Genomic DNA, 25,700 nt, shown 5'->3' with positions numbered 1-25,700 from the left:
GACAGACAGATAAGGATCCGGCTGAAAAGGCGCTTTTTGCCTTTACAGACGGAGCCGTTCTGGCCGAGGAGTTGGGCGATGGAGCTAGACAGTAAGAAAAGCGGAACCGACTGGTCACAGGCCGAGGAGAAAATCCCGAATTGATGGGGTTTCCAAATTAATTGGAGGTTTTTGTTCGGGCCGAGGAGTTTAGGGGTGGAGCTGGAGAACATTAAAAAAAGGAACCGGCAATCGGCTCCTCTTTTTACAGTGTAATAGATTTTACATTTTCAACAGGCTGCTCAAACAGCTGAGAAGCAATCCTCTGGAAAAGCTCCTTTGATCCAGTCGTTAAAAACAAATGATGATTTTCTTCCTGCGTCTCATTCAATGCTTCTTTATAAGACAGGATTGTACTGACTTCACGGGCTGTTTCATCACCAGAGCTGATAATTTTCACCTTGGGTCCCATATAATCCTCAATTAACGTCTTTAAGACCGGATAATGCGTACATCCAAGAATAAGTGTATCAATCGGCTGATCTTTTAAAGGAAAAAGAGATTCACGTACGATGGATACAGCATAATCGTTTTCATAATCTCCGCTTTCTACAAGCGGAACAAATGCAGGGCATGCCAAGCTCTCGACTTCAACTGTCTTCTTAATCGTTTTAAGAGCCTTCTCATATGCACGGCTTGCAACTGTATTGACCGTTCCAATTACGCCGATATGATTGTTTCTGGTAACTTTAATCGCTGTTCTGGCTCCAGGGAAAACGACACCTACTACTGGGATATCAAGCTCTTCCTGGATTTCCTGCAAAGCAATGGCTGTTGCCGTATTGCAGGCGATCACAAGCATTTTTATATGGTGATTTGACAAGAGATAATTCGTCATTTGCCAAGTAAATAACCGAACCTCTTCAAGCGGTCTCGGTCCATATGGGCATCTCGCCGTATCACCTAAGTAGATGATGTCTTCGTTTGGTAGCTGCCTCATGATTTCGCGTGCAACGGTCAGCCCGCCTACACCGGAATCAATGACGCCAATTGCTCTGTTCAAAAAATCGCCTCATTCTTCTCTCATTTCTAGGTGTAATTTCAATAATGAGCTTTCAAGCTGGATGATTTCCTGCATATCATAATTTTTGATTACATTTTTTAAGTATTGTTGACGCTTTTGTATAACTTCTTCAATGATGCGCTGTCCTTCTTCAAGCAGATGCACTCTCACAACCCTTCGGTCATTCGGGTCTTTGATCCTTACCACCAGTTTGTTTTTTTCCATTCGGTCAACAAGATCTGTTGTGGTGCTGCATGCAAGGTACATTTTATTAGATAATTCACCGACTGTCATGTCGCCATGTTCGGAAAGCCATTGGAGCGCTACGAATTGAGGCGGTGTAATCGGAAATTGATTAAGGATCTCCCGTCCCTTCTGTTTGACCATTACAGAAATATGTCTCAGGGATTTCTCCATATCAGCGACCATTTTATCACTTACTACATCATTATGAACTGTCATCAGCAACCCTCACTCATTCAATCTGACCGCACAGAACGCAACTAAACAGTAAGAATGTGCGTATCATATCCATTTTCTATCTTTTCGCGGAAAATTGCAAGTTTCATATTTTAGATGTCCGATTTGATAAATAAGAAATGGCATAGTCAGATTGGCGCAGCCCCGATTTTTCTGCACAGAAATAATAACCGGCTACCCTTAAATCAAGGTCAGCCGGTACGTATTAGAGCTCAAGTTCACCCATACGAAGGAGCTCAACAACAGCTTGTGATCTCCCCTTAACACCAAGCTTTTGCATCGCATTGGAAATATGGTTCCGAACTGTCTTTTCACTAATAAAGAGCTCGCCCGCTATTTCTTTCGTTGTTTTGTCTTGAACTAATAATTCGAATACTTCTCTCTCTCTTTTTGTGAGTAATGGCTTTGATTGAAACTCTTTCTCTTTCAAGAATTGTAACCCTCCTTGCTAGGTGCGAGCCGATCTAACGAATGGGTATAAGATTAGTCAACATATAGTATGTGCACACTGTATTGGCGGTGACAGGAATCTTAGTTGAAAGCAAGAAATTCCGTGTCTATTTTTCAAGTGGCAAATATGGCAGTTTGAGCAAGCATCTTTTTCTCCACTTCCAGAAACGGTACACTTTTTCCATTGTATTTGGATATTTGCACAACGGTGCCTCGTCCTGTAAAACAAACTTCATTTTTTTCATTCACCGCACAATAATGCAGATCCATCGATGAATTCCCGATTGATGCTACTTTTACATAAAGGCGGATTTTCTCATCAAAAAAGACCTGTTTGACGTAATCACACTGAATATCTGCAACGACAGGAATCAGCTCTCCGTCTTTTTTCAGCCAATTATCCATAAGACCTGCGTGCTTAAAGAATTCAATTCGTGCTTCTTCAAAATAAGAAATTGGTGCGGTATTGTTCATATGCCCGAACATATCTGTTTCGGAAAAACGAACTTTTACCTGAAAATAAAAAGAAAAAGTATCCTTCCATTCCTTGAACGGCAGCTGTATGTATGAGATTTGTTTCATGTTTGTTTCCTCTTTTCATGTTTATGTGAAAAAACACCTCTTCATCGAAAGGAAGAGGTGTTTTCTTATTAAATGATATCCGCTGATTTCTGCCTGGATATCTTTGTTTTAAACTTGATCGCTTCCGAAGAAATTACGGAACGCCTGGAACGTTGTATCTCTGTTGAGTGCAGCAATAGAAGTCGTTAAAGGAATTCCTTTAGGACAAGACTGCACACAGTTTTGAGAGTTTCCGCAGTTTGCAAGGCCTCCGTCGCCCATAATGGACTCCAGACGTTCTGCTTTATTTAATGCACCTGTTGGATGTGCATTAAACAGACGAACTTGTGAAAGCGGAGCTGGGCCGATGAAATCTGAATTGCTGTTTACATTCGGACATGCCTCTAAGCAGACACCGCAAGTCATGCATTTTGATAATTCATATGCCCATTGACGTTTTTTCTCAGGCATACGCGGGCCAGGGCCTAAGTCATAGGTTCCATCAATCGGAATCCAGGCCTTTACTTTTTTCAGTGAGTCGAACATTCTGCTGCGGTCAACCTGAAGGTCGCGGACAACAGGAAATGTTCTCATCGGCTGAAGACGAATCGGCTGCTCAAGCTGGTCAACAAGGGCAGTACAGGACTGGCGCGGCTTGCCGTTGATGACCATAGAGCATGCTCCGCACACCTCTTCGAGACAGTTCATATCCCAAGTAATCGGAGTCGTTTCTTTCCCTTGTGAGTTAACAGGATTCCGTCTGATTTCCATCAATGCAGAAATCACGTTCATATTTGGACGATAAGGAATCTCAAATGTTTCATCATAAGGGGCAGCTCCAGGCTGGTCTTGACGAGTAATAATAAAACGAACTACTTTCTTTTCGCTGTTCATTTTTTATTCCCCCTTTTTCTTCTTCGAATAGTCGCGCTTACGCGGTTCAATTAAGCTAACGTCCACTTCTTCATAATGGAACTTAGGAGCAGCTTTTGGACCGGCAAATGTGGCCATTGTCGTTTTTAGGAATTCCTCGTCATTACGTTCAGGGAAGTCCGGTTTGTAATGAGCACCGCGGCTTTCATTGCGGTTATAGGCGCCAAGTGTAACAACACGGGACATTTGAAGCATGTTTTGAAGCTGACGTGTAAACGTCGCACCCTGGTTGCTCCATTTAGCTGTATCATTAATGTTGATATTTTCATATCTTTCAATTAGCTCTTGAATTTTTTCATCTGTTTTAAGCAATTTATCATTGTAGCGGACAACCGTTACATTGTCCGTCATCCATTCGCCAAGCTCTTTATGAAGAACATATGCATTTTCAGTTCCATTTAAGTTCATGATGTTCTGCCATTTTTCTTCTTCCTGTTTCACATGACCGTCAAATAATGAAGAAGAAAGATCTTCAGCAGATACATCAAGACCGCTCACATATTCGACTGCTTTCGGTCCTGCAACCATACCGCCATAGATGGCAGACAGCAATGAATTCGCTCCTAAACGGTTGGCTCCATGCATCGAGTAATCACACTCGCCTGCTGCAAATAGTCCAGGGATATTCGTCATTTGATCATAATCAACCCAAAGTCCGCCCATAGAATAATGAACAGCCGGGAAGATTTTCATTGGAAGCTTGCGGGGATCATCGCCCATGAATTTTTCATAGATTTCAATGATTCCGCCAAGTTTGATATCAAGCTCTTTCGGATCTTTATGAGAGAGATCAAGATAAACCATGTTTTCTCCATTGATTCCAAGCTTTTGTGATACACACACATCAAAAATTTCGCGTGTTGCAATATCACGAGGCACAAGGTTTCCGTATGCAGGATATTTTTCCTCAAGGAAGTACCAAGGCTTACCGTCTTTATACGTCCAGACACGACCGCCTTCTCCGCGTGCCGACTCACTCATCAGACGAAGTTTATCGTCTCCAGGAATTGCTGTTGGATGAATTTGAATGAATTCTCCATTTGCGTAATGCACACCCTGCTGATAGACGATTGAAGCAGCTGATCCTGTGTTAATGACAGAGTTTGTCGATTTTCCGAAAATGATTCCAGGTCCGCCTGTTGCCATAATAACGGCATCCGAACGGAATGCTTTCATTTCCATTGTCGTTAAGTCCTGACCAGTAATACCGCGGCATACGCCATCATCATCGATAACAGCCCCAAGAAATTCCCAGCCCTCATACTTCGTTACTAAACCGGCAACCTCATAGCGTCGCACCTGCTCATCAAGTGCATATAGCAGCTGCTGGCCAGTTGTTGCTCCGGCAAACGCTGTACGGTGATGCTGCGTTCCTCCAAAGCGGCGGAAGTCCAGAAGACCTTCAGGAGTACGGTTGAACATAACTCCCATCCGGTCAAGCAAATGGATAATGGAAGGCGCTGCTTCGCACATTGCCTTTACAGGAGGCTGGTTTGCGAGGAAGTCCCCGCCGTATACTGTATCATCGAAATGCTCCCAAGGAGAATCGCCTTCCCCTTTTGTGTTAACCGCTCCGTTTATTCCGCCCTGAGCACAAACTGAATGAGAGCGCTTAACTGGAACTAAAGAAAATAAATCTACATGAACGCCAGTTTCTGCAGCTTTGATCGTAGCCATTAGGCCCGCTAAGCCACCACCGACGACTATTATTCTACCTTTACTCATCTGGCCCACTCCCTTTGGTTCTATTACCTATTAAACAAATGCAAAAATAGTGCTGACTCCAACGTAAGATAATGCTAGGAAAAGTGCGATCGTCACATAAGTTGAGATCAGCTGAGATCTTGGTGTCACAGTAATTCCCCAGCTCACAGCAAATGACCACAGTCCGTTTGCAAAGTGGAAAATCGTTGAAACGACACCGACAACATAAAATACAATCATGAATGGATTACTGAAAATGGAGGCCATCATGTCAAAATTCACTTCAGCGCCAAATGCGGCTGCAATTCTTGTTTCCCATACATGCCAGGATACAAAGATAAGTGTAATCACGCCAGAAATCCTTTGAAGCATAAACATCCAGTTGCGGAAGTAGCCAAACTTGCTTACATTATTTTTAGCTGTAAACGCAATGTAAATTCCATAGATCGCATGGTACAAAAGCGGCAGGAATATAATAAAAGTTTCCAGAACAACTCTAAATGGCAAGCTTTCCATAAAATGTGCAGCATTATTAAATGCTTCTTCTCCTCTTGTTGCAAAGTTATTTACAACAAGATGCTGAATTAAGAAGACGCCAACCGGAATAACTCCAAGCAAAGAATGAAGTCTTCGGTTCAAATACTCTCTGTTTCCAGCCATCTCAACATAACCCCCTAGTAATCTTAAAATCTTTTTTTTAATGTTTCTCCTATTCCCGGCAATCTTTTAAAAAAATAAACATTGTATGATAAAATGTGACAAATTTATTGTACTCCCAACGAGTTACAGCGTCAAGAAAACGCGTTCATAAATTTTAATTTTGTGACAAATCTTATTTTCTCCCTATTTTTATTTTCCTGAAATACTTTCAAAGCGGTTTTAGAGCTTGTAATTTACTTTTATTGCATGTTCTTACCAGACCAACTTGATATATAATAAAGTCAGAAAGAGGGGAAGAATGTGAAAAAAACCAGCGAACAAATCGATATGACGCAGCTGAGGGACATGCAAGTGCCCGCATTCGCCTATGAGCTGCTGCGGGAAGTTCTTATTCCTGATATTCTTGGAAACGAGTCCGCATCTATGCTTTACTGGGCAGGCAAGAGCCTTGCGCGCAAATATCCTGCAGAATCAATTGAAGAGCTTATTGCTTTCTTTTCATTAGCCGGCTTTGGAACTCTTACATTGGTACATAAGAAAAAAGATGAAATGGAATTTCAGCTTGAGAGCGAACTGATCAAAACAAGATTCAAGACGATGAAAGAGCCTTCTTTTCAGCTTGAAGCGGGATTTCTCGCCCAGCAGGTGCAGCGGATGAACAAGCAGATTACAGAAACCTATGAACAAGTAAAAAAACGTGCAGATAAAGTGCATTTTACAGTGAAATGGGACTACAAAGACATGGAATTCGGCAACGATTAAAGGGATGGGTATCTATATACCCACCCCTTTTTTATATCGCTTACAGCACCTGTGCAGGCTGCTGTGATAATTCGAAAGCATCATGCAGCGCTTCAACCGCTTTTACCATGTCAGCATGGCTGATAACAGTTGACACTTTAATTTCAGATGTGCTGACCATTTTCACTTCAATTCCTTCTTGGGCAAGAACATCGAACATTTCTGCCGCTACACCAGGATTTGATACCATGCCGGATCCGACGATGGAGACTTTTGAAAGGCCGCCTTCTGATTCTATTTTTTCAAAGCCAAGCTCTGATTGATAGGTTTCAAGGACGTGAACTGTTTCTTCGACATCACCTGTTTTCACAGAAAAAGATAGAGAGGCGAGGCTGCTGTCTGTTGAACTTTGAATAATAATATCCACATTAATTCCGTGGCTTGCAAGCGTTTTGAAAATGGTTGACAGGGCGGAAAGGCCGCTCGGCAATCCGCAAACCGTTATTCTTGAAACTTGATCTTCAAACGCAATTCCTCTAACAACTAAATTCTGTTCCATTTTTGTTTCCTCCTCAATTAACGTGCCTCTTTCTTTTTCTGAGCTTGATCTGACTTCCAAGGGAACTCCGTAATTTTTTGCAAATTCAACAGCACGGGGGTGGAGAACGCCTGCTCCAAGATTAGCAAGCTCAAGCATTTCATCATAAGAGATGCCGTCTAGTTTTCTTGCACTTTTTACAAAGCGCGGATCTGTCGTAAAGACACCTGTTACGTCTGTATAAATATCACATTTATCAGCTTTTAGAGAAGCAGCAAGGGCAACAGCTGTCGTATCTGAACCGCCGCGGCCGAGCGTTGTTATTTCCTGTCCGTCTGCTAGTCCCTGAAAGCCTGCAACGACAACAATTTTTCCAGCTTGGAGCTGATTTTTGATTTTTTCCGAATCAATCCCTGAAATCCTCGCATTGCTGTGGACATTTTCAGTCTTAATGCCGGCCTGCCAGCCAGTGTAAGAAACAGCATCGCATCCTTGAGCCTGAAGAGCCATCGTCAAAAGAGAAATTGTCACTTGTTCACCAGTTGACAGAAGCATATCCATTTCGCGCTTGCTTGGTTTTTGAGTGATTTCAGCTGCCAGTGAAACTAAATGATCCGTTGTTTTCCCCATTGCCGAAACAACAACAACGACATCATTCCCGTTCATTTTTTCCTCGATTGTTCTTCTTGCAGCATTCATGATTTTTTCCGGAGATCCAACAGATGTGCCTCCAAATTTCTGTACAACTAAACCCATATCAGCCTCTCGCCTTTCAAGTTTATATTGATCGTCAGCAGGTAAAAGGGAGAATCTCAGAAAACGCAAAAAAGCAATGAGATTCTCTATCTCATTGCTTGCATAAACGAATAATGGAACTTCATTCATACAATGAGATAGCGCTCCAAGAAAAATACATCTTCTTGACAATTTTACGTCTATTAAACGTAAAACCAGCAAAAGAAAGAAATGGCTCTTTTTTTTGCTTCGGCGACTCTCCCCTTTCACCCATCTTCAAAGGATTCCATTTTCCTCGGAAGGGCTACTCTTGAAGTTCGCACCTCTACCATCATTTAACGAACTAAACGATCTGGTTATCAAATTAGTTAGAATTGTAGCAAAGAATTTGTCTTTGTGCAATCTATTCTTTCAATTTTTCTGCAATAAGCTGTGCCGTGTTTGCCGGAATCCCTGCCGCCATCAGCTCTTCGAGGCTTGCTTCTTTCATTTTTTTAACAGATCCGAAATGCTTGAGCAAAGTTTTGCGCCGCTTTTCCCCGACTCCTGGTATATCATCCAGGATCGATTGAAAGGCTGTTTTTCCTCTTGTCTGCCTGTGAAAAGTAATCGCAAATCGATGCACTTCATCCTGAATTCGCTGCAGCAGATAAAACTCCTGGCTGTTGCGTTCAAGTTCAATGACAGTCGGAGGGCTCCCGATCATTAAATTAGAAGTCCGATGCTTCTCATCCTTTACAAGCCCTGCGACAGGGATGGATAAACCGAGTTCATTTTCCAGTACATCCTGAGCTGCAGCCAGATGCCCTTTTCCTCCGTCAATGATAATCAAATCAGGAAGCGGCAGCTCCTCTTTTAGCACGCGCGTATACCTTCTGCGGACTACTTCACGCATAGACTCGTAATCATCTGGTCCTTGCACTGTTTTAATTTTGTACTTACGATACTCTTTTTTTGCAGGCTTGCCATCTATGAACACAATCATCGCAGATACAGGATCTGTCCCTTGTATGTTTGAATTATCAAATGCTTCAATTCTTGCCGGTGTATAGATTCCCATTTTTTCACCAAGCTGATCAATTGCTTTGATCGTTCTTTCTTCATCACGCTCAATGAGTGAAAATTTTTCTTTTAAAGCGATTTTGGCATTTTGATGGGCAAGCAATACGAGATCCTTTTTCTTTCCACGCTTTGGATGGATGGCTGAAACATGAAGGAGCTGTTCTGCCATTTCATGATCAACGCTTTCAGGCAGCAGTATTTCTTTAGGCAGAATATGATTGTTCTTGGAGTAAAACTGTCCAAGAAACGTTAAAAATTCTTCATCGGGTTCCTGGTACAGCGGGAACATGGCAATATCACGCTCGATCAATTTCCCCTGACGGATGAAGAAAACCTGAACACACATCCAGCCTTTATCATAGGAGTAGCCAAACACATCACGATCGACGAAATCATTCAGCGTCATTTTCTGTTTTTCCATGGTAGCATCAATATGGGCGATGGAATCACGGTATTCTTTTGCCCGTTCAAAATCCAGATTCTCAGCAGCAGCCAGCATCTTCTTTGAAAGTTCTTCTTTAATCTGCTTAAAACCGCCTTTTAAGAAACGGGACATTTCATCGACCATTTGCCGGTTTTGCTCTTGTGTTACTTTATAGACACAGGGGGCCAAACATTGTCCGATATGATAGTAAAGACAAACTTTATCAGGAAGCGTAGTACATTTTCTTAGTGGATAAAGACGGTCGAGCAGCTTTTTGGTCTCTCTCGCCGCCTGGACGTTTGGATATGGCCCGAAATACTTCCCATTATCTTTTTTGACATTTCTCGTAACAATCAGACGAGGGTGCCGTTCAGCTGTAATTTTAATAAAAGGATACGTTTTGTCATCCTTCAGCATGACATTGTATTTAGGATCATGCTTTTTTATTAAATTTAATTCTAAAATCAATGCTTCAATATTTGAAGACGTGATGATATATTCAAAATCCTTGATTTCATTTACGAGCCGTTGTGTCTTCCCGTCATGTGATCCGGTAAAGTAAGACCGCACCCGGTTTTTAAGAACTTTTGCTTTTCCAACATAAATAATCGTTCCGAAACGGTCTTTCATTAAATAACAGCCCGGCTGGTCTGGCAGAAGTGCCAGCTTTTCTTTAATTAGTTGCTCCATAGCGGACACTCCGTTTCCTTGAAGATTAGCGCAGAATAAGTATCGGTCATCAGCGGCAAGTTATACCCTTTATTGTACCATTTTAGAGAACTGGAGTCTTTTGTTTGCCTCCAAGGATTCTTTACCTTCGGCTTTTTTGCATAGATTGTTGTTTTTAATTATAAATGTTGCCCGCTGCTTTCCGCTTCAGGCACTTGCCTTCCTAAATTTTAGGTCTATTGCACCAAATCATTTCCTGAGCAATAATTGACAATTTTTTCGGCAGATGACCTGTTTTGCAGACATAAAAAAAGATCCGGAATACCGGATCTTCTCTCCATCATGATTATGCGTGTTTATTTAATAGATCAGCTAGAGCTTCTTTAGGCTGGAAGCCAACTGTTTTGTCTACAACTTCGCCGTTTTTGAAAACAAGCAATGTTGGAATACTCATAACACCATATTTGCCTGCAGTTTCTTGGTTTTCGTCAACATCAAGCTTAACGATTTTCACTTTATCGCCTAGTTCCTGATCAAGCTCTTCAAGTACCGGTGCAATCATTTTGCAAGGTCCGCACCAAGGAGCCCAAAAGTCTGCCAGTACGACGCCTTCGCTAGTTTCAGCTGTAAAAGTTTGGTCTGTTACATTAGTAATTGCCATTATATTTTCCTCCTAAATGTTCAAGTGATGCTTAAAGTATAGCATTAAAGAATGTGACCTGCTAATTTTTTGCTCACTATTCCTTTTCCCTTACTTTGTGATGAAAAACATATTTTCATTCAAATTAAAAACACGCCGCTAAGAGCGTGTTTTTAGGAATCAAGAATGAACTTTTAATTTCTTAAACTCTTCCGTCAGCATCGGTACAACTTCAAATAAATCTCCGACAATGCCATAATCGGCTACTTTGAAGATGTTTGCTTCAGGATCTTTGTTAATTGCAACAATAATCTTTGAGTTAGACATACCGGCTAAATGCTGGATTGCTCCAGAAATACCGCATGCAATGTACAAGTCAGGAGTGACAACTTTTCCTGTTTGGCCGATTTGCAGCGAGTAGTCGCAATAATCAGCATCACAGGCACCGCGGGAAGCTCCGACCGCTCCGCCGAGAACATCTGATAACTCCTTCAGCGGGTTAAAGCCGTCTGTGCTTTTTACTCCGCGTCCGCCGGCTACAATGACTTTAGCTTCAGAAAGATCAACACCTTCTGTTGCTTTGCGCACCACTTCTTTTACGATTGTGCGAAGATCTTTGATCTCCACTGAAACAGAAGAAACTTCACCCGTTCTTGTTTCATCCTTTTCAAGAGGAGCAATGTTATTTGGTCTGATTGTTGCGAAAATCGTTCCATCTGTCACAATCTTTTTCTCGAAAGCTTTTCCTGAATAGATCGGACGTGTGAATACGACATTTCCGCCTGCTACTTCTAAATCTGTAGCATCTGAAATTAATCCGGATCCAATCTTTGCAGCGATTTTGGGTGATAAGTCTTTTCCAAGAGCTGTATGCCCGAAAACAAGGCCTTCCGGTTTTTCAGCTTCGATAACGGCAAGCAATGCCTGTGAATAGCCGTCAGGTGTATACGTTTTCAATTTTTCGTCTTCAACTGTAATGACGCGGTCTGCACCATAATGAATCATTTCTTCAGCTAAAGCTGCTACACTGTCGCCAACTAAAACAGCTGTTACCTCGCCGCCTTCGGATATCGTTTTACCTGCTGCAATCGCCTCAAAAGACACGTTGCGCAAAGATTGATCGCGTACTTCTCCCAATACCAGTACTTTTCTTGCCATTATAAAGTCCCCCTGTTATACGTTTGATTGAAAAATCTGCTTTCAGGTAAATACTTAGATTACTTTTGCTTCGTTGCGAAGAAGAGATACCAATTCCTTCACTTGTGCATCTAAATCGCCTTGAAGTACTTTACCCGCTTCTTTTTTAGGCGGCATATAAATTTCGATTGTTTTCGTTTTAGGCTCAACTTCATCTTCTTCAAGATCAAGATCATCCAGTTCCAGTTCATCCAAAGGCTTTTTCTTTGCTTTCATGATACCCGGCAAAGAAGGATAGCGCGGTTCATTCAGACCCTGCTGTGCTGTAACAAGCAATGGCAATGTCGTTTCAATGACTTCTGAATCACCTTCAACATCGCGGACGACTGTCGCTTTGTTTCCATCAATCTCAAGCTTTGTAATCGTTGTTACATAAGGAATATCCAAAAGTTCAGCAAGACGAGGTCCTACTTGTCCAGATCCGCCGTCAATCGCAACATTTCCTCCTAAGATTAGATCTGCATCTTTATCTTTGAAGAATTCAGCAAGAATTTTTGAAGTTGTGAATTGATCTCCATCTTCAAGATCATCTTCCGTATTAATTAATACAGCCTTGTCACACCCCATTGCAAGAGCTGTACGCAATTCTTTTTCAGCTTCTTCCCCGCCGATTGTCACAACGGTTACTTCGCCGCTGTTTGCATCGCGTAGCTGAATCGCTTCTTCAATCGCATACTCATCATAAGGATTAATAATGAATTCTGCGCCATCTTCATTGATTTTGCCGTTTTGAAGCGTTATTTTTTCTTCTGTATCAAACGTTTTCTTCATGATTACATAAATGTTCATGTCCATCCCCCTATTTACGTTAAGCATTCAATTTAGTTGTATAGAAAAAACGTCAGGAACGTTTTATCACATCATTTATTCGCCTTTGAACTGCGGCTGCCTTTTCTCAAGAAAAGCACTGATTCCTTCTTTTGCATCTGCGCTTTCAAATACAGTCCCGAAATAGCCCGCTTCTTTTTTCACCCGATCATGATACGGAAGTGTTTTAGACGCATTGATTAAATCGATGGCTGCACTGACAGATATCGGGCTTTTTGCAGCAAATTTCTTCGCAAGCTTCATCGTCTCATCTAATAAGGCTTCTTCTGCAAAAGCATGGTTGGCAAGACCGTATTGGGCTGCCTCTGCTCCTCTGATCGGTTCACTTGTCAGCAGCATTTCAAGCGCTTTCGCTTCTCCTACATACTTAGGAAGACGCTGCGAGCCTGCGAAGCCTGGAATGAGTCCAAGCTGAAGCTCAGGCAGCCCGAGCTTTGCATTCTCGGTAACAAGCCTTACATGGCAGCTCATTGCAAGCTCAAGGCCCCCGCCTAAAGCAGCTCCATGAATCGACGCGATGACTGGTTTTCTGAATGTTTCGATTCTCTCAAAAAGTTCCTGTCCGTTTGCAGCAAGCTTAGAGAACTCTTCCCCGTTCGGCACTGAAACAAATTCCTTGATGTCAGCCCCTGCTGAGAAGAATCTTCCCTCTCCATTAATGACAATGACCCTGACGTCTTTATTTGTTTCAAACTCATCCATCAGGGATGAAAGCTCTTTCAAAACATAAGATGAAAGGGCGTTTGCGGGAGGTTGGTGAATGGTTACGACCGCAACATAATCTTCTACTTTAACATTTAAATAATTCACAGCTCAGGCCTCCTTATACATTTAAACAGTTACGTCAGGAAGGATTTTGTTAAACCCTTCCGCAGCCTTTGATCATAAGTTCATGAACGCTTCCTGCAAGTGCAGTCAGATCAAATTTCTGATCATTCATGACCCATGTTGTCACCGTTTCATCAATGGTTCCAAATATCATCTGCCTCGCCAGACGTGTATCCAGGGCTTCACTGAATTCGGATGTTTCTTTTCCTGTTTGAATAATCGAATCAAGAATGTTTAAATACCCTCTCAGAACCTCATTGATTCTCAGGCGAAGATCTTTATTTGACTGCCTGAGTTCAAGCTGGGTAACAATGGCAAGATGATGATCTTCGGCTAAAAGAGAAAAATGTTTTTCTATCAACATGTATAACTTCTCCGCCGCCGTGTCCTTTCCTGCTATTTCTTGTTGAATTTTTTCGATAAATACGCCCATTTTTTCCTGAAACAAGGAAATCAGGATATCTTCTTTATTTTTAAAATAAAGATAAATGGTTCCATCTGCGACTCCTGCCTGCTTGGCAATCTTCGAAACCTGTGCATGGTGATAGCCATTTTCAGCAATGACAATGACAGCCGCATCTATAATTTGGAGATATTTTGGTCTTTTCTGTTTCAATATGAATTCGTCCCTTCAAACTGAATGAATCATCATTCATATTTTAATCATAAAATTACATCATCCATCTGTCAAGAAAAAAGATTGATTTTATCTTTCATCATAATAGATGAAAAGAACCCTCTCAGCAATAGAAAGAGATGGTTCTTTATCATTTTTCTATTCTTATTGCTTTCTATTTTATCTAATACGGCGTTTTAAGAGAAATGGCTTTCCTGATTAATTGGCATTTTTCAATTTTTCTTTTTCTTCTTCTACAAGTGAGCGCCTTAAAATTTTCCCGACTGCTGTTTTGGGAAGCTCTTTGCGGAATTCATAGATTCTCGGGATCTTGTATGCTGCCATATGCTTGCGGGCGAATTCGTCAAATTCCTGTGCAGTCGCTTCCGCCCCTTCTTTTAAAACGATATATGCCTTCACCGTTTCACCTCGGTAAGGGTCCGGTATACCGGCTACTACTGCTTCCTGCACTTTTTCATGCTCATATAAAACCTCTTCAATTTCACGCGGATAAATGTTAAATCCCCCAGCGATAATCATATCTTTTTTCCGGTCTACGATATAAAAATATCCTTCTTCATCCATATAGCCAATGTCACCGGTTAATAGCCATCCTTCCTTCAATACTGCTTCTGTTTCCTCTGGTTTTTTCCAGTACCCTTTCATAATCTGCGGACCTCTCACAGCAATTTCTCCAAGCTCATTGTATTCTGCCTGCTTGCCCGTTTCAAATGAGAGAATAATAGATTCTGTATTAGGCCATGGCACACCTATACTTCCTTTTTTCCGGTGTGACCAGAGGAAGTTTGAGTGCGTAACAGGAGATGCTTCTGACAAGCCGTAGCCTTCCACAAGCTTTCCGCCAGTCTCGCGCTCGAATTTCTCCTGGACTTCTACCGGAAGCGGAGCTGATCCGCTAATACATGATTCAACAGATGAAAGATCATAGTTTTTCAAATCAGGATGGTTTAATAATGCAATATAAATAGTAGGTGCTCCAGGGAACAGCGTAGGCTTTAATTTATCAATGGCTTTAAGCGTATCTGTCGCATCGAATTTGGGAAGCAGGATCATTTTAAAGCCTTGCATAATCGATAGATTCATAACAGCTGTCATCCCGTAAACATGGAAGAACGGCAGTATGCCAAGCACTGATTCCTCTCCGCGTCTGCATTTATACATCCAGGATGAGCACATGGACGTATTTGCAACCAGGTTTTCATGCGTCAGCATAACTCCCTTTGGAAAACCGGTTGTTCCTCCTGTATACTGCAGCAAGGCAATATCTTCTTTAGGATTTGTCTCTATTTCCTCAATAGATGTGCTTTCCCGTTTCATGATTTCCTTGAATAAATGCGTGTGGCCGCTGTGCTCAATTTTTACAACGATTTGATTCTGCTTTTTCTGCACAAAAGGATATAAAAGGTTTTTCGGGAAAGGCAGATAATCTTTTATACTTGTCGCAATGATATGCTCAATGCTTGTCAGCGCTTTCATTTTTGAGACTCTTGGATAAAGGAGATCAAGCGTAATAATGTATTTCGCATCAGAATCATTCAGCTGATACTCAAGCTCCCTTTCCATATAAAGAGGATTCGTTTGAACGACAATTCCTCCGGCAAATAAAATTCCATAATAAGCAATGACTGCCTGCGGGCAATTCGGCAGCATAATAGATACTCTTTCGTCTTTCTTTAACCCAAGATCCTGGAGGTAGCCGGCAAATTTTAAAGATTGTTCATAAACCTCTGTAAAAGTCAGTTCCTTGCCTAAAAAATGAATAGCTGTCTTTGCCGGAAATTCTTGTGCTGCCTGCGCGAGATAAGATTGAAGAGGCTTGTTGTCAATTTCAGCATTATGAGGTATTTCTTCAGGATATAGATGAAGCCAAGGTTTTTGAACTTCCATTTTATTTCCTCCCTTTGTTGCCATCATGACTTTTGGCTTATAAAGAAAGTATACCAAAGTTATATTCAGAATATAAAATACTTTTAATTATTTTAATTGTATTAAAAAAATCCGGATTCATGTCATGAAATCCGGATTTTCTTCATAATATTCATTTTTTCAAGCGAAAAAAACCATAAAAATAATGCCTACTACAATAAACAAACCGCATATGCCAAGCAGTACTTTCGCTAATGTTTCCACTGTTTTCTCCCCTTATATGCCTGCGCCGATCACGTAGGACAGACCAATTGAAATGACCATGGAAATAAAGCCTACCGCACGATTGTCATTTTGAATTTCATCATCGATTCTGAATTTAGGCGTTAAAAATTCATAGATAAAATAGCCTAAAAGCAATAATACGAAACCAAACATTCCCCAGCCGACCATCTCAAATAGCGTATCATGCTGTCCGATTGAAAAACGGAACACGTTGGCAATTCCAAATATCTTGCCGCCCGTCGTCATCGCAACTGCAAGATTGCCTTTTTGAATTTCTTCCCAGTTATTATATTTGGTCACAAGTTCAAAAATGGTCAGAAACACAACGATACATAAGATGACGACGCTATAATAAGCTGCAGTCTGAACGAATTCATTCTCCCAAAATTGATTCATTTCATATCTCCCATATTTCGATTATTTTAATTCAACAATCGTAACGCCTGAACCGCCTTCTCCTGATTCCCCGTAGCGGGTGCTCTTAACGTTTCTGTGCTTTTTCAAATATTCCTGCACACCTGTCCGAAGTGCTCCTGTCCCCTTTCCGTGAATGATGGAAATTCGCGGATAGCCGGCAAGTACGGCATCGTCCATATATTTTTCTACTCTAAGGAGGGCATTTTCATACCGTTCGCCTCTTAAATCAAGTTCAAGGGAGACATGATAATCTTTTCCTTTTACCATTGCAAGAGGTTTCGTTTCGACAGGCTTAGGTCTGCTGATGTACTGCAGATCATCTTCTTTTACCTTCATTTTCAGAATGCCTATCTGCACCTGCCATTCCTTATCGCCTACTTTAGAGAGCAAGTGGCCTTTTTGATTGAAGCTGATGACCTTCACTTCGTCGCCTTCTGCATACTGATGCTTCTGCGTCTTCGTTTTCGGCTGTTTGCTGCTTTTTTCAAATTCAGGCACCGCTTCTTCAAGACGTTTTTTAGCATCGATTAATTCATGTTCTTTAATACCAGTTCGGTGTTCTTTTTGCATCTTTCTTAATTCGCGGATAATGGACTCTGCTTCCGCTTTTGCCGCTTCAACTTTTTCTGCCGCCTTTTTTTCTGCCTGTTCGTAAAGTTTGTCGCGTTCTTCGTTGAATGAAAGAATTTGATTTTGCAGCTCTGAATGAAGCTTTTCTGCGTCTTTGCGCAATTCTTCTGCTTCAGTAAGCTCTGAGTCTGAGCGTTTTTTGCTCTCTTCAAGCGACGCAATCATTGAATCTACTTCATTGCTCTCAGCACTCATATGGGATTTTGCACGGTCAATGACTGTTTGCATAAGGCCAAGCCGCTTTGAAATTTCAAATGCGTTGCTTCGGCCGGGAACGCCGATTAAAAGCTTATAAGTAGGGCTTAATGTTTCAATATTGAATTCAACGCTTGCATTAACAACACCTTCACGATTATATCCGTATGCTTTTAGTTCAGGATAATGCGTTGTGGCGATCACTCTAGCACCGCGATGATGAACTTCATCCAAAATGGAGATGGCAAGTGCTGCTCCCTCCTGCGGGTCTGTTCCTGCACCAAGCTCATCAAACAATACCAGGCTGTTATCGTCAACACGCTTTAAAATATCCACAATGTTTACCATGTGAGAAGAAAATGTACTTAAGCTTTGCTCTATCGACTGTTCGTCTCCGATATCCGCATATACATTTTCAAACACTGCCATTTCGGAGCCGTCAAGAGATGGAATCTGCAGTCCGGATTGCGCCATCAATGTAAATAGACCGACTGTTTTCAGGGTTACTGTTTTTCCGCCTGTATTCGGCCCTGTTATAACAATTGTCGTAAACTCAGCGCCAAGTTCAATGTCATTTGCGACAACTTCTTCCGCGTTCAAAAGCGGATGTCTTGCTTTGAAAAGTTTAATTCTTCCGCTGTTATTCATTTCAGGCTTTGAAGCTTTTATTTTTTCCGCGTACGCTGCTTTCGTAAACATAAAATCCATTTCGCTGAGCGCTTCTACGTTAACCAAGAGAGGCTCGGCTTCTTCAGCCACTTTCACCGTAATTTCTGTTAAAATGCGGTCAATTTCAATCTTCTCTTTCATGCGCGCCTGCTGAAGCGTGTTATTTAAGTCAACTACTGCCTGAGGCTCGATAAATAACGTTGCTCCTGATGAAGACTGATCATGGACAATTCCGCCGTATGCTGAACGGTATTCCTGCTTAACAGGAATCACATACCTGTCATTACGTATAGTAATAATAGCGTCAGAAAGCATTTTTTGAGCAGAAGAAGATCGGATCAGCGACTCAAGCTTTTCTCGCACCCTTGACTCTGTTGTTCTTAATGATGTCCGAATCGAACGAAGAGCATCGCTTGCTCCGTCGAGAACTTCTCCATTATCGCCAATACAGTGAATAATGAGCTGCTCCAGCTCCTGCAGGGGCTGAATCTCGGCTGCAAATCCGTCCAGATGAGGAATATCGATTCCATTTTCCACCATGTCCTCAATAAACCGCTTCATATGCTTGCCTGCATAAAGAGTTCCCGCAATCTCCATCAGCTCGTGAGGATTCAGCATACCGCCGATTTTAGACCGTTTAATGCTCTTTCGAATATCAACGAGACCGCCAAAAGGAGCATTTCCTTTCAGCCTAAGGACTTTTGCAGCTTCATCTGTCTGTTCCTGCCATTTTCTTACCTCGTCATAATCAGTGGATGGAACAAGCCTCTCCACTTTTTCCTTTGCTAATGAAGAAGATATATGCTTTAAAAGCTGTTCTTTAACTTTATTGAATTCTAATACTTTTAACACACGCTGCTGCACGATATACAGCCTCCTTGCTGTCTTTTAGGCTACTTATTATGCCTGTTAAAAAAGGATTGCAGCTGATTCAGATCCCACGTATTGATTACGTTTTCTGCTTTCACCCATCCTTTTATTGCTGTTGAAACACCTGTTTTCATATCTTCAAGCATGTCTATATTATGTGCATCTGTATTGATTGCAAGTTTTACACCTGATTCATGCGCTTTTTTAATATGCTCAGCACTCAAATCCAGTCTGTTCGGATTTGCATTCAGCTCTAAAACAGTATTTGTTTCTTTTGCAAGCTGAATCAGCATGTCAACATCCGGCTCATATCCGCTTCTTCTGCCGATCAGTCTGCCTGTAGGATGTGCAATCATATCTACATGATGATTTTCAAGAGCCGTTTTCAGGCGCTGCATGATGATATCCTGTGATTGAGAAAAGCTGGAATGAATCGACGCGATGACAAAGTCCATTCCTTCTAATACTTCATCATCATAATCAAGTGAGCCATCCGGCAAGATGTCCATTTCAACTCCTGCAAAAATTTTAAAATCCTTATACTGTTCATTTAATTTGTCAATTTCATTCCGCTGTGCTTTTAATCGTTCAGGAGTCAGGCCATTTGCAACTTTAAGATATTGTGAGTGATCTGTAATGGCCATATACTGATACCCTCGCATTCTGCACGCCTCTGCCATTTCACTGATTGTAAAGGCTCCATCACTCCAAGTCGAGTGCATATGAAGATCTCCTTTTATATCATCAGCAGATATCAGCTTGGTATCCTTCAGATATTTTTCTACTTCCGTCCCGTCTTCGCGGATTTCAGGAGGGAAGAAAGGCAGATCAAAGTGAGCGTAAAATTCTTCTTCCGTTGAAAATGTTGTCATTTCACCTGTCTCACTATTTTCAACCCCATATTCACTGATTTTTTCTCCGCGTTCTTTTGCCAGCTGCCGCATTTTTACGTTGTGATCCTTTGAACCAGTGAAATGATGAAGTGTCGTGGCAAATTCATTAAGAGTCACTAACCGGAAATCCACTCCGATTTCATATTCATACTGCAGCTGTACAGAGACCTTTGTGTCTCCATTTGCAATGATTTCTGAGATATTCGGGATTTTTACGAGCTGATCTCTGACATATTGGGGATGCTCAGTTGCGATAATAAAATCCAGATCTTTGACGGTTTCTCTCATTCGTCTGAGACTGCCTGCTCTGCTGTATTTTTGAACCTCTTCACAAGTTTCTAAATACGTCTCAATTTCCTCTGCAATCGGCAGTGCAAATGATAACGGCAGCCTCTCAGGACGGGTTCCAATTTCACCAATCGCAGCGAGGATTTTTTCTTCTGTTTTTTTCCCGAACCCGGCAAGACTCTGTACCTTCTCTTCAAGACAAGCTTTTTTAAGAGAATCAACGTCCGTTACCCCAAGCTCTTTATATAGCTTTGCAATTTTTTTACCGCCAAGTCCAGGCAGCTTCAGGAGCGGAATAAGCCCCTGAGGAACTTCTGACTGAAGCTGTTCCAGTGTTTTTGATTTTCCTTCTTGGATATACTCAGTAATGACCGCAGCTGTTCCTTTTCCGATTCCTGCGATTTTTGTAAAATCCTCGATTGAAGACAAGCTTCTTTCATCTGTTTCGAGGGCATTGGCAGCTTTCCGGAAAGCTGCGATCTTAAACGGATTTTCTCCTTTCAGTTCCATGTGTACAGCTATATATTCAAGTAATTTAATGACATCTTTTTTATGTACGCTCATTGTTCCTTCACCTCGGGTCAAGTCGTTTTTCCATCTATTGGGGCTCATTTAAAATGATACAAATATTTTCTTCAAAAGTACAACAAAGGGATAAAAGACCTTTTACCAAAAAAACTTCTCCTAATTGGAGGAGAAGTTAATTCGGTGCATATTGCAGCCATAATTCCTGAACTTTATCAGAAAAATACGGCGTGTGATGAACGATAACCTTCGCAAGTCCTGAATTCCCCATTGCTGACTGGACTTCCGGAATAGGAAGAAGCCCCCCAATAAACAGCATGATGAAAAGGATTAAATAGATTTCGAGAAATCCTAAGATGGCGCCAGCCCATTTATTCAGCTGTTTAAGAACTGGAAGGTATGTAACAAAATCAAGCATAGATCCTACTACCTGCAGCAAGATCTTTGTGCCGATAAATAAAATGACAAACGCTACTGCTCTATAGTAAGCATCTTCAAGATTTCCGCCTGTAAAAAAGGAAATAGCGGATCCGCTCTCGCCAAACGATGGGTAAGGAACCCACAGCTCTAACTTTGGCGCTAAAACACCAAAGTATTTGTATGCTACAATATAGGCGATGATAAACCCTGTAAGATGTATGAATTGAAGAATAAAGCCGCGTTTTAATCCGACTAATAGGCCCATGGCCAAAATGATGAAAAGTGCAATATCAAGCATTTACCGCGTCAATCCTTTTCTATGATTTGTTTCTCTAGTTTTTCAAATTCGTCTCTTAATTTTAAATAGTCATGCACAACATTCACTGCAGTTAAAACTGCCAGCTTATTAATATCCAGATTAGGACTTTTGCTGCTGATTTCACGCATTTTATCATCAACAATAGAAGCCACCAGGCGCACATGACTTGTGCTCTCCGTGCCTACTATTGAAAATTGCTGTCCATATATATCAACTGTCGTTTTCTTTTTTGAGTGGTTATCCAACGAAAAATCCTCCATTCTTGAGAATCCTAATCTTTATCATAACATGATATCTAGTATAATGGAAAGATAATGCCAATCAATATCCAGTATCAATCATATTTTAAAAGAGGTGTCATCTCTTGTCCAATGCCGTTATTAAAATTGATCAGCCGACCATCCTGAAAATGAAATCCTACTACTCTTCGGATCTAGGCTCAAAGCTCCCGCCGGGTGCTGTATTTACTGCTAAATCAAACGGGTGTACCATTACTGCCTACAAATCAGGCAAAGTTCTGTTTCAGGGCAATCTGGCCGCAGAAGAAGCAGAAAAGTGGTCAAAGCCTGAACAAAAGACTACTAAGAAACCTTCGAAGCCTCTTACTGTTTTTAGTCCGCCGGCGAACATATCAACTCTCTCCATTATAGGATCGGATGAAGTTGGAACAGGCGATTTCTTTGGGCCGATTACTGTTGTAGCAGCCTATGTGAAAAAAGAGCAGATTCCCCTGCTTCAGGAATTGGGAGTGAAAGATTCAAAGCATCTGAATGATAGACAAATTACGGCCATTGCCAAAGATCTTCTTTCTATCATTCCTTACAGCCTGCTGGTTCTGCATAATGAAAAATACAATCAGCTGCAGAGTACAGGAATGTCACAGGGGAAAATGAAGGCCATCCTTCATAATCAGGCGATCAACAAACTTTACGATAAGATCGCACCTGAAATTCCTGAAGGTGTTTTAATCGATCAGTTTGCAGAGCCTTCCATCTATTTCAAGCATCTTAGCGGAAATTCCTACCGTAAAGAAAATACTTTTTTCAGTACAAAAGCAGAAGGAATCCACCTGGCGGTTGCAGCAGCTTCCATTTTGGCAAGATATGCTTTCCTCAAGGAAATGGATCGTCTGTCTGAAAAAGCCGGGATGATACTCCCTAAAGGTGCTGGAGCAAAGGTTGACGAAGCGGCAGCAGCCATTATTATAAAAAAAGGTGAAGACATATTGAAAAACTTAACAAAGTTTCATTTTGCCAATACTGATAAAGCAAAAAAATTGGCTGCCAAGAAAAAAAGATAGATTAAACCTAATAAAAACAGCGGCAAAATCTCATTGATTTTACCGCTGTTTTTTTAATATTTGATCGATGGGAATAAGAGGCTCACGATTTAATAAACTTTCATATTTCCCCTTCGAGTATGGAATTTTCCCAATTACAGGAACGCCGCTCAAAATCTCAATCATCCTAACATTGTCCTGCTCCATCAGAGACTCTTCCTGAGACATGTTGTTGAGGATAAATCCAAGAACGGCTATCCCGTTTTTCTTTGCATATTCTGCTGTCAGCAAGGAGTGATTAATCGTTCCAAGTGCGGGATGAGTAACAATCAGGACAGGAATGTTCAGCTCATTAATAAGATCTTTCGTTAAATAGAATCCATCTTCATTTTCAGCAAGAGGCACTGCCAGCCCGCCTGCCCCTTCTACGATCACAATATCGTTTTCCTTTTGAAGCTTGAGATATTGATTGACCAGTCGATCCTTATCAATTTTAGTGCCTGATATTTTCGCGGCTAAATGAGGGGACAGTGGTTCTTCCAGACAGTAAGTACATAGGTCATCTTGCTGATAGGGCAAATTTGCGGCAAGGCGATATTCTTCAATATCCTCTGCAACCAGACAGCCTGCTTCCCGCCTTCCGCCGCTTTGAATAGGTTTGTACGGAACGGCTTTTATCCCGGAACGCTGAAGCATTCCGATTAAATATGCGGTTACAAACGTTTTTCCGATGCCTGTGTCAGTGCCAGTAATAAATATCCCGCTCATCCCTTCGCTTCCCCTGAATAGGAGACATTGACCAATGGCCTGGGCACGGATTTATACAATCTTAGTGATAATAGAGAAGCTCCGAAACACAGAAGCAAATCGCCGAATACACTCAGCAGAAAACCGCTGTAAAATGCTGCGCTAAATGAAATCCCTGTTCCAATCCAGGTGTTTAGCGAGAGATATAAATAGCCTACGCCAAATAAATATACAATGATAAGACCAGTAAAATGAGCAAATAGAAAATGCTTCAGCTTTGGCTGATTGCATCTTTCAAGTATATAGCCGATGACAAAACTTGCAGCAGCAAATCCGATTAAATAACCGAATGTCGGCTGAAAAATATAGGAAAGTCCTCCTCCGCTTGAAAATACCGGAAGCCCGGCAAGTCCGATCCCAATATACAGCATTTGACTCATTGCACCAAGCTTGCTCCCCAAAAGGGCACCTGCAAGGTAGACAAATAGAATCTGCAAAGTAAATGGAATAACCGGCATCGGTATTTTAATAAAGGCTCCTACTGCTGTTAGAGCAGCAAACATTGATACAACTGAAATGGAATAGACCGACAGCGAACGCTTCATCCTTTTTCTTCCTCTCTTTCTATTTTTCTTCATTTTATCTACATCAAAACATATATGTCAACTTAATTATTTTTTTGGTTGACATATAGTGTTTTCTGTTTATACGATAGAGTTATAAAAAATTCTTACAGGGGGCTCACCATGTACAAAAGTCCGGCACTCACTGATATCAGCTACGAAGAACTGGCAGCAAAAAACAAGCAATATATTTGGCATCCTTTTACCCAAATGAAAGATTACATAGAAGATCAGCCTGTTATTATCGCTGAAGGGAAAGGGCGAAAACTGATAGATGTAAACGGCAAAGAATATTGGGATGGCGTCTCTTCCATCTGGTTAAATGTACACGGTCACAATGTAGAAGAATTAAATGAGGCAATCAAACAGCAGCTGGAAAAAGTAGCACACTCCACCCTGCTTGGCATGGCAAATGTTCCTGCCATTCTTTTGGCCGAAAAAGTCATTAACCTTATGCCAGAGGGACTCACAAAGGTGTTTTATTCAGACTCAGGGGCAACTTCTGTAGAGATTGCTGTTAAAATGGCCTTTCAATATTGGCAACATAAAGGAAAAGGGAATAAGAAACAATTTATTACGATGAAGGAAGCTTATCACGGAGATACGATAGGTGCGGTTTCAGTAGGAGCCATCGACCTGTTTCATAAAGCCTATTCATCACTCCTTTTTGACTGCATTAAAATTCCATACCCTGCAGTATACCGTTCACCATTCGGCAATTCTGAAACTGTCATCGTTCGTGAATCGTTAAAAGAATTAGAGAAGCTATTAGCAGAACGTTCTGATGAAATTGCTGCTCTGATTATTGAACCGATTGTTCAAGGTGCAAGCGGTATTATTGTGATGCCGGAAGGTTACCTGAGGGGCGTGAGAGAGCTTTGTACAAAATATGAGGTCCTTATGATTGCGGATGAAGTCGCTACGGGGTTTGGCAGAACAGGGAAAATGTTTGCATGTGAGCACGAGCATGTAACTCCTGATCTTTTAACCGCTGGAAAAGGACTGACAGGCGGATATCTTCCTGTCGCTATAACTGTTGCTTCTGAAGAGATTTACAATGCATTTTTAGGGGACTATGAGGAGCAAAAAACGTTTTTCCATGGTCACAGTTACACAGGAAACCCTCTAGGCTGTGCTGTTGCCATTGCAAATCTTGAATTAATAGAGAAGCGGAATCTCATACAAGAAGTGGAGATCATGTCAGAATATCTGGCAGCTCAATTATCAGCTTTTTCACAGTTGGACCACGTGGGTGATATTCGGCAAAAAGGCTTTATGATCGGGATTGAATTAGTGAGAAATAAGGACACAGCCGAGCCGTTTGATTGGAAGGACAGGGTGGGAGTTAAAGTCTGCAGACGGGCAAGAGAACTCGGCATGCTCCTCAGACCACTCGGAAATGTCATTGTATTTATGCCGCCGCTTGCAGCTGCAAAAGAGGAATTGGATGAGATGGCTGACATTCTTTATCAGTCTATCAGAGACATTACAGAGAAAAACTGAACAGAAAAAAGCAGTGATATCTAATGAGATTTCACTGCTTTT

25 protein-coding genes and 1 riboswitch are annotated in these 25,700 nt (G+C 41.5%); of the genes, 3 read left to right on the top strand and 22 right to left on the bottom strand.

What is annotated here, in order from left to right:
* Positions 1–244: 244 nt before the first annotated feature.
* From racE to GJU41_RS15995, 7 genes are all read right to left on the bottom strand, one after another.
* Positions 245–1,042 carry a glutamate racemase gene (gene racE, locus GJU41_RS16025; protein WP_070876376.1) on the bottom strand — a complete coding sequence of 266 codons (798 nt, stop codon included), beginning with the start codon at positions 1,040–1,042 and terminating at the stop codon, positions 245–247.
* Positions 1,043–1,051: 9 nt separating this feature from the next.
* Positions 1,052–1,504, bottom strand: a complete 453-nt coding sequence (locus GJU41_RS16020; protein WP_154319093.1) for a MarR family winged helix-turn-helix transcriptional regulator — start codon at positions 1,502–1,504, stop codon at positions 1,052–1,054.
* Between the two features lie 223 nt (positions 1,505–1,727).
* On the bottom strand, positions 1,728–1,952 hold the full coding sequence (gene gerE, locus GJU41_RS16015) for a spore germination transcription factor GerE (protein ID WP_029279253.1): 225 nt from the start codon (positions 1,950–1,952) through the stop codon (positions 1,728–1,730).
* Between the two features lie 134 nt (positions 1,953–2,086).
* Positions 2,087–2,554, bottom strand: a complete 468-nt coding sequence (locus GJU41_RS16010; RefSeq protein WP_070876372.1) for an acyl-CoA thioesterase — start codon at positions 2,552–2,554, stop codon at positions 2,087–2,089.
* Positions 2,555–2,662: 108 nt separating this feature from the next.
* The gene (gene sdhB, locus GJU41_RS16005; protein WP_070876370.1) at positions 2,663–3,427 is read right to left on the bottom strand and encodes a succinate dehydrogenase iron-sulfur subunit; all 765 of its coding nucleotides are present in this window, start codon (positions 3,425–3,427) and stop codon (positions 2,663–2,665) included.
* A gap of 3 nt (positions 3,428–3,430) precedes the next feature.
* Entirely contained in the window at positions 3,431–5,191 is a 1,761-nt protein-coding gene (gene sdhA, locus GJU41_RS16000) for a succinate dehydrogenase flavoprotein subunit (RefSeq protein ID WP_070876368.1), read from the bottom strand.
* Positions 5,192–5,221: 30 nt separating this feature from the next.
* Positions 5,222–5,830 carry a succinate dehydrogenase cytochrome b558 subunit gene (locus tag GJU41_RS15995; RefSeq protein ID WP_070876365.1) on the bottom strand — a complete coding sequence of 203 codons (609 nt, stop codon included), beginning with the start codon at positions 5,828–5,830 and terminating at the stop codon, positions 5,222–5,224.
* 327 nt (positions 5,831–6,157) lie between these two features.
* Between GJU41_RS15995 and GJU41_RS15990 the strand changes: the two genes are divergently transcribed.
* Entirely contained in the window at positions 6,158–6,592 is a 435-nt protein-coding gene (locus GJU41_RS15990) for a YslB family protein (RefSeq protein ID WP_070876426.1), read from the top strand.
* A gap of 40 nt (positions 6,593–6,632) precedes the next feature.
* On the opposite strand, the gene GJU41_RS15985 is transcribed toward GJU41_RS15990, so the two are convergent.
* The 13 genes from GJU41_RS15985 to zapA all read right to left on the bottom strand — a co-directional run bounded on the left by GJU41_RS15985 (position 6,633) and on the right by zapA (position 21,766).
* Positions 6,633–7,865, bottom strand: coding sequence for an aspartate kinase (locus GJU41_RS15985; RefSeq protein ID WP_070876424.1), 1,233 nt, complete (start codon positions 7,863–7,865; stop codon positions 6,633–6,635).
* Between the two features lie 130 nt (positions 7,866–7,995).
* Positions 7,996–8,180: riboswitch (Lysine riboswitch) on the bottom strand.
* A gap of 67 nt (positions 8,181–8,247) precedes the next feature.
* Entirely contained in the window at positions 8,248–10,020 is a 1,773-nt protein-coding gene (gene uvrC, locus GJU41_RS15980) for an excinuclease ABC subunit UvrC (RefSeq protein WP_070876363.1), read from the bottom strand.
* Positions 10,021–10,345: 325 nt separating this feature from the next.
* On the bottom strand, positions 10,346–10,660 hold the full coding sequence (trxA, locus tag GJU41_RS15975) for a thioredoxin (RefSeq protein WP_070876361.1): 315 nt from the start codon (positions 10,658–10,660) through the stop codon (positions 10,346–10,348).
* A gap of 159 nt (positions 10,661–10,819) precedes the next feature.
* The gene (locus tag GJU41_RS15970; protein ID WP_070876359.1) at positions 10,820–11,797 is read right to left on the bottom strand and encodes an electron transfer flavoprotein subunit alpha/FixB family protein; all 978 of its coding nucleotides are present in this window, start codon (positions 11,795–11,797) and stop codon (positions 10,820–10,822) included.
* A gap of 54 nt (positions 11,798–11,851) precedes the next feature.
* The gene (locus GJU41_RS15965) at positions 11,852–12,625 is read right to left on the bottom strand and encodes an electron transfer flavoprotein subunit beta/FixA family protein (protein WP_070876357.1); all 774 of its coding nucleotides are present in this window, start codon (positions 12,623–12,625) and stop codon (positions 11,852–11,854) included.
* A 75-nt stretch (positions 12,626–12,700) separates the two neighbouring features.
* Positions 12,701–13,474, bottom strand: coding sequence for an enoyl-CoA hydratase (locus GJU41_RS15960; RefSeq protein WP_070876354.1), 774 nt, complete (start codon positions 13,472–13,474; stop codon positions 12,701–12,703).
* Between the two features lie 49 nt (positions 13,475–13,523).
* A complete protein-coding gene (fadR, locus tag GJU41_RS15955) occupies positions 13,524–14,108 on the bottom strand; it encodes a fatty acid metabolism transcriptional regulator FadR (protein ID WP_070876352.1) in 585 nt (194 codons plus the stop codon).
* Positions 14,109–14,327: 219 nt separating this feature from the next.
* Positions 14,328–16,016, bottom strand: coding sequence for an AMP-binding protein (locus tag GJU41_RS15950; protein WP_070876350.1), 1,689 nt, complete (start codon positions 16,014–16,016; stop codon positions 14,328–14,330).
* A 255-nt stretch (positions 16,017–16,271) separates the two neighbouring features.
* Positions 16,272–16,676, bottom strand: a complete 405-nt coding sequence (locus tag GJU41_RS15945; RefSeq protein WP_070876348.1) for a DUF350 domain-containing protein — start codon at positions 16,674–16,676, stop codon at positions 16,272–16,274.
* A gap of 21 nt (positions 16,677–16,697) precedes the next feature.
* Entirely contained in the window at positions 16,698–19,055 is a 2,358-nt protein-coding gene (locus tag GJU41_RS15940; protein ID WP_070876346.1) for an endonuclease MutS2, read from the bottom strand.
* Between the two features lie 29 nt (positions 19,056–19,084).
* Positions 19,085–20,806, bottom strand: coding sequence for a DNA polymerase/3'-5' exonuclease PolX (polX, locus tag GJU41_RS15935; protein WP_154319091.1), 1,722 nt, complete (start codon positions 20,804–20,806; stop codon positions 19,085–19,087).
* Between the two features lie 136 nt (positions 20,807–20,942).
* Positions 20,943–21,485 (bottom strand): CvpA family protein, encoded by a 543-nt coding sequence (locus GJU41_RS15930; RefSeq protein ID WP_154319090.1) that lies wholly within the window; start codon positions 21,483–21,485, stop codon positions 20,943–20,945.
* A gap of 8 nt (positions 21,486–21,493) precedes the next feature.
* On the bottom strand, positions 21,494–21,766 hold the full coding sequence (gene zapA / locus GJU41_RS15925) for a cell division protein ZapA (RefSeq protein WP_070876341.1): 273 nt from the start codon (positions 21,764–21,766) through the stop codon (positions 21,494–21,496).
* Positions 21,767–21,870: 104 nt separating this feature from the next.
* On the opposite strand from zapA, the gene rnhC reads away from it, so the two are divergent.
* Complete coding sequence (rnhC, locus tag GJU41_RS15920; protein WP_154319089.1) at positions 21,871–22,806, top strand: ribonuclease HIII; 936 nt, start codon at positions 21,871–21,873, stop codon at positions 22,804–22,806.
* A gap of 39 nt (positions 22,807–22,845) precedes the next feature.
* Here rnhC and bioD read toward each other — a convergent pair whose 3' ends face one another.
* On the bottom strand, positions 22,846–23,553 hold the full coding sequence (gene bioD / locus GJU41_RS15915; RefSeq protein WP_070876337.1) for a dethiobiotin synthase: 708 nt from the start codon (positions 23,551–23,553) through the stop codon (positions 22,846–22,848).
* Positions 23,550–24,137, bottom strand: coding sequence for a biotin transporter BioY (locus GJU41_RS15910; RefSeq protein WP_070876335.1), 588 nt, complete (start codon positions 24,135–24,137; stop codon positions 23,550–23,552). The genes bioD and GJU41_RS15910 overlap by 4 nt, the downstream gene beginning before the upstream one ends.
* Positions 24,138–24,278: 141 nt before the next feature.
* Between GJU41_RS15910 and bioA the strand changes: the two genes are divergently transcribed.
* Entirely contained in the window at positions 24,279–25,658 is a 1,380-nt protein-coding gene (gene bioA / locus GJU41_RS15905; RefSeq protein WP_070876333.1) for an adenosylmethionine--8-amino-7-oxononanoate transaminase, read from the top strand.
* Positions 25,659–25,700 lie beyond the last annotated feature (42 nt).

It is taken from the genome of Metabacillus idriensis, assembly GCF_009674765.1.
Classification (GTDB): domain Bacteria; phylum Bacillota; class Bacilli; order Bacillales; family Bacillaceae; genus Bacillus_P; species Bacillus_P idriensis.
This window is presented reverse-complemented; position numbering and strand designations above follow the sequence as displayed.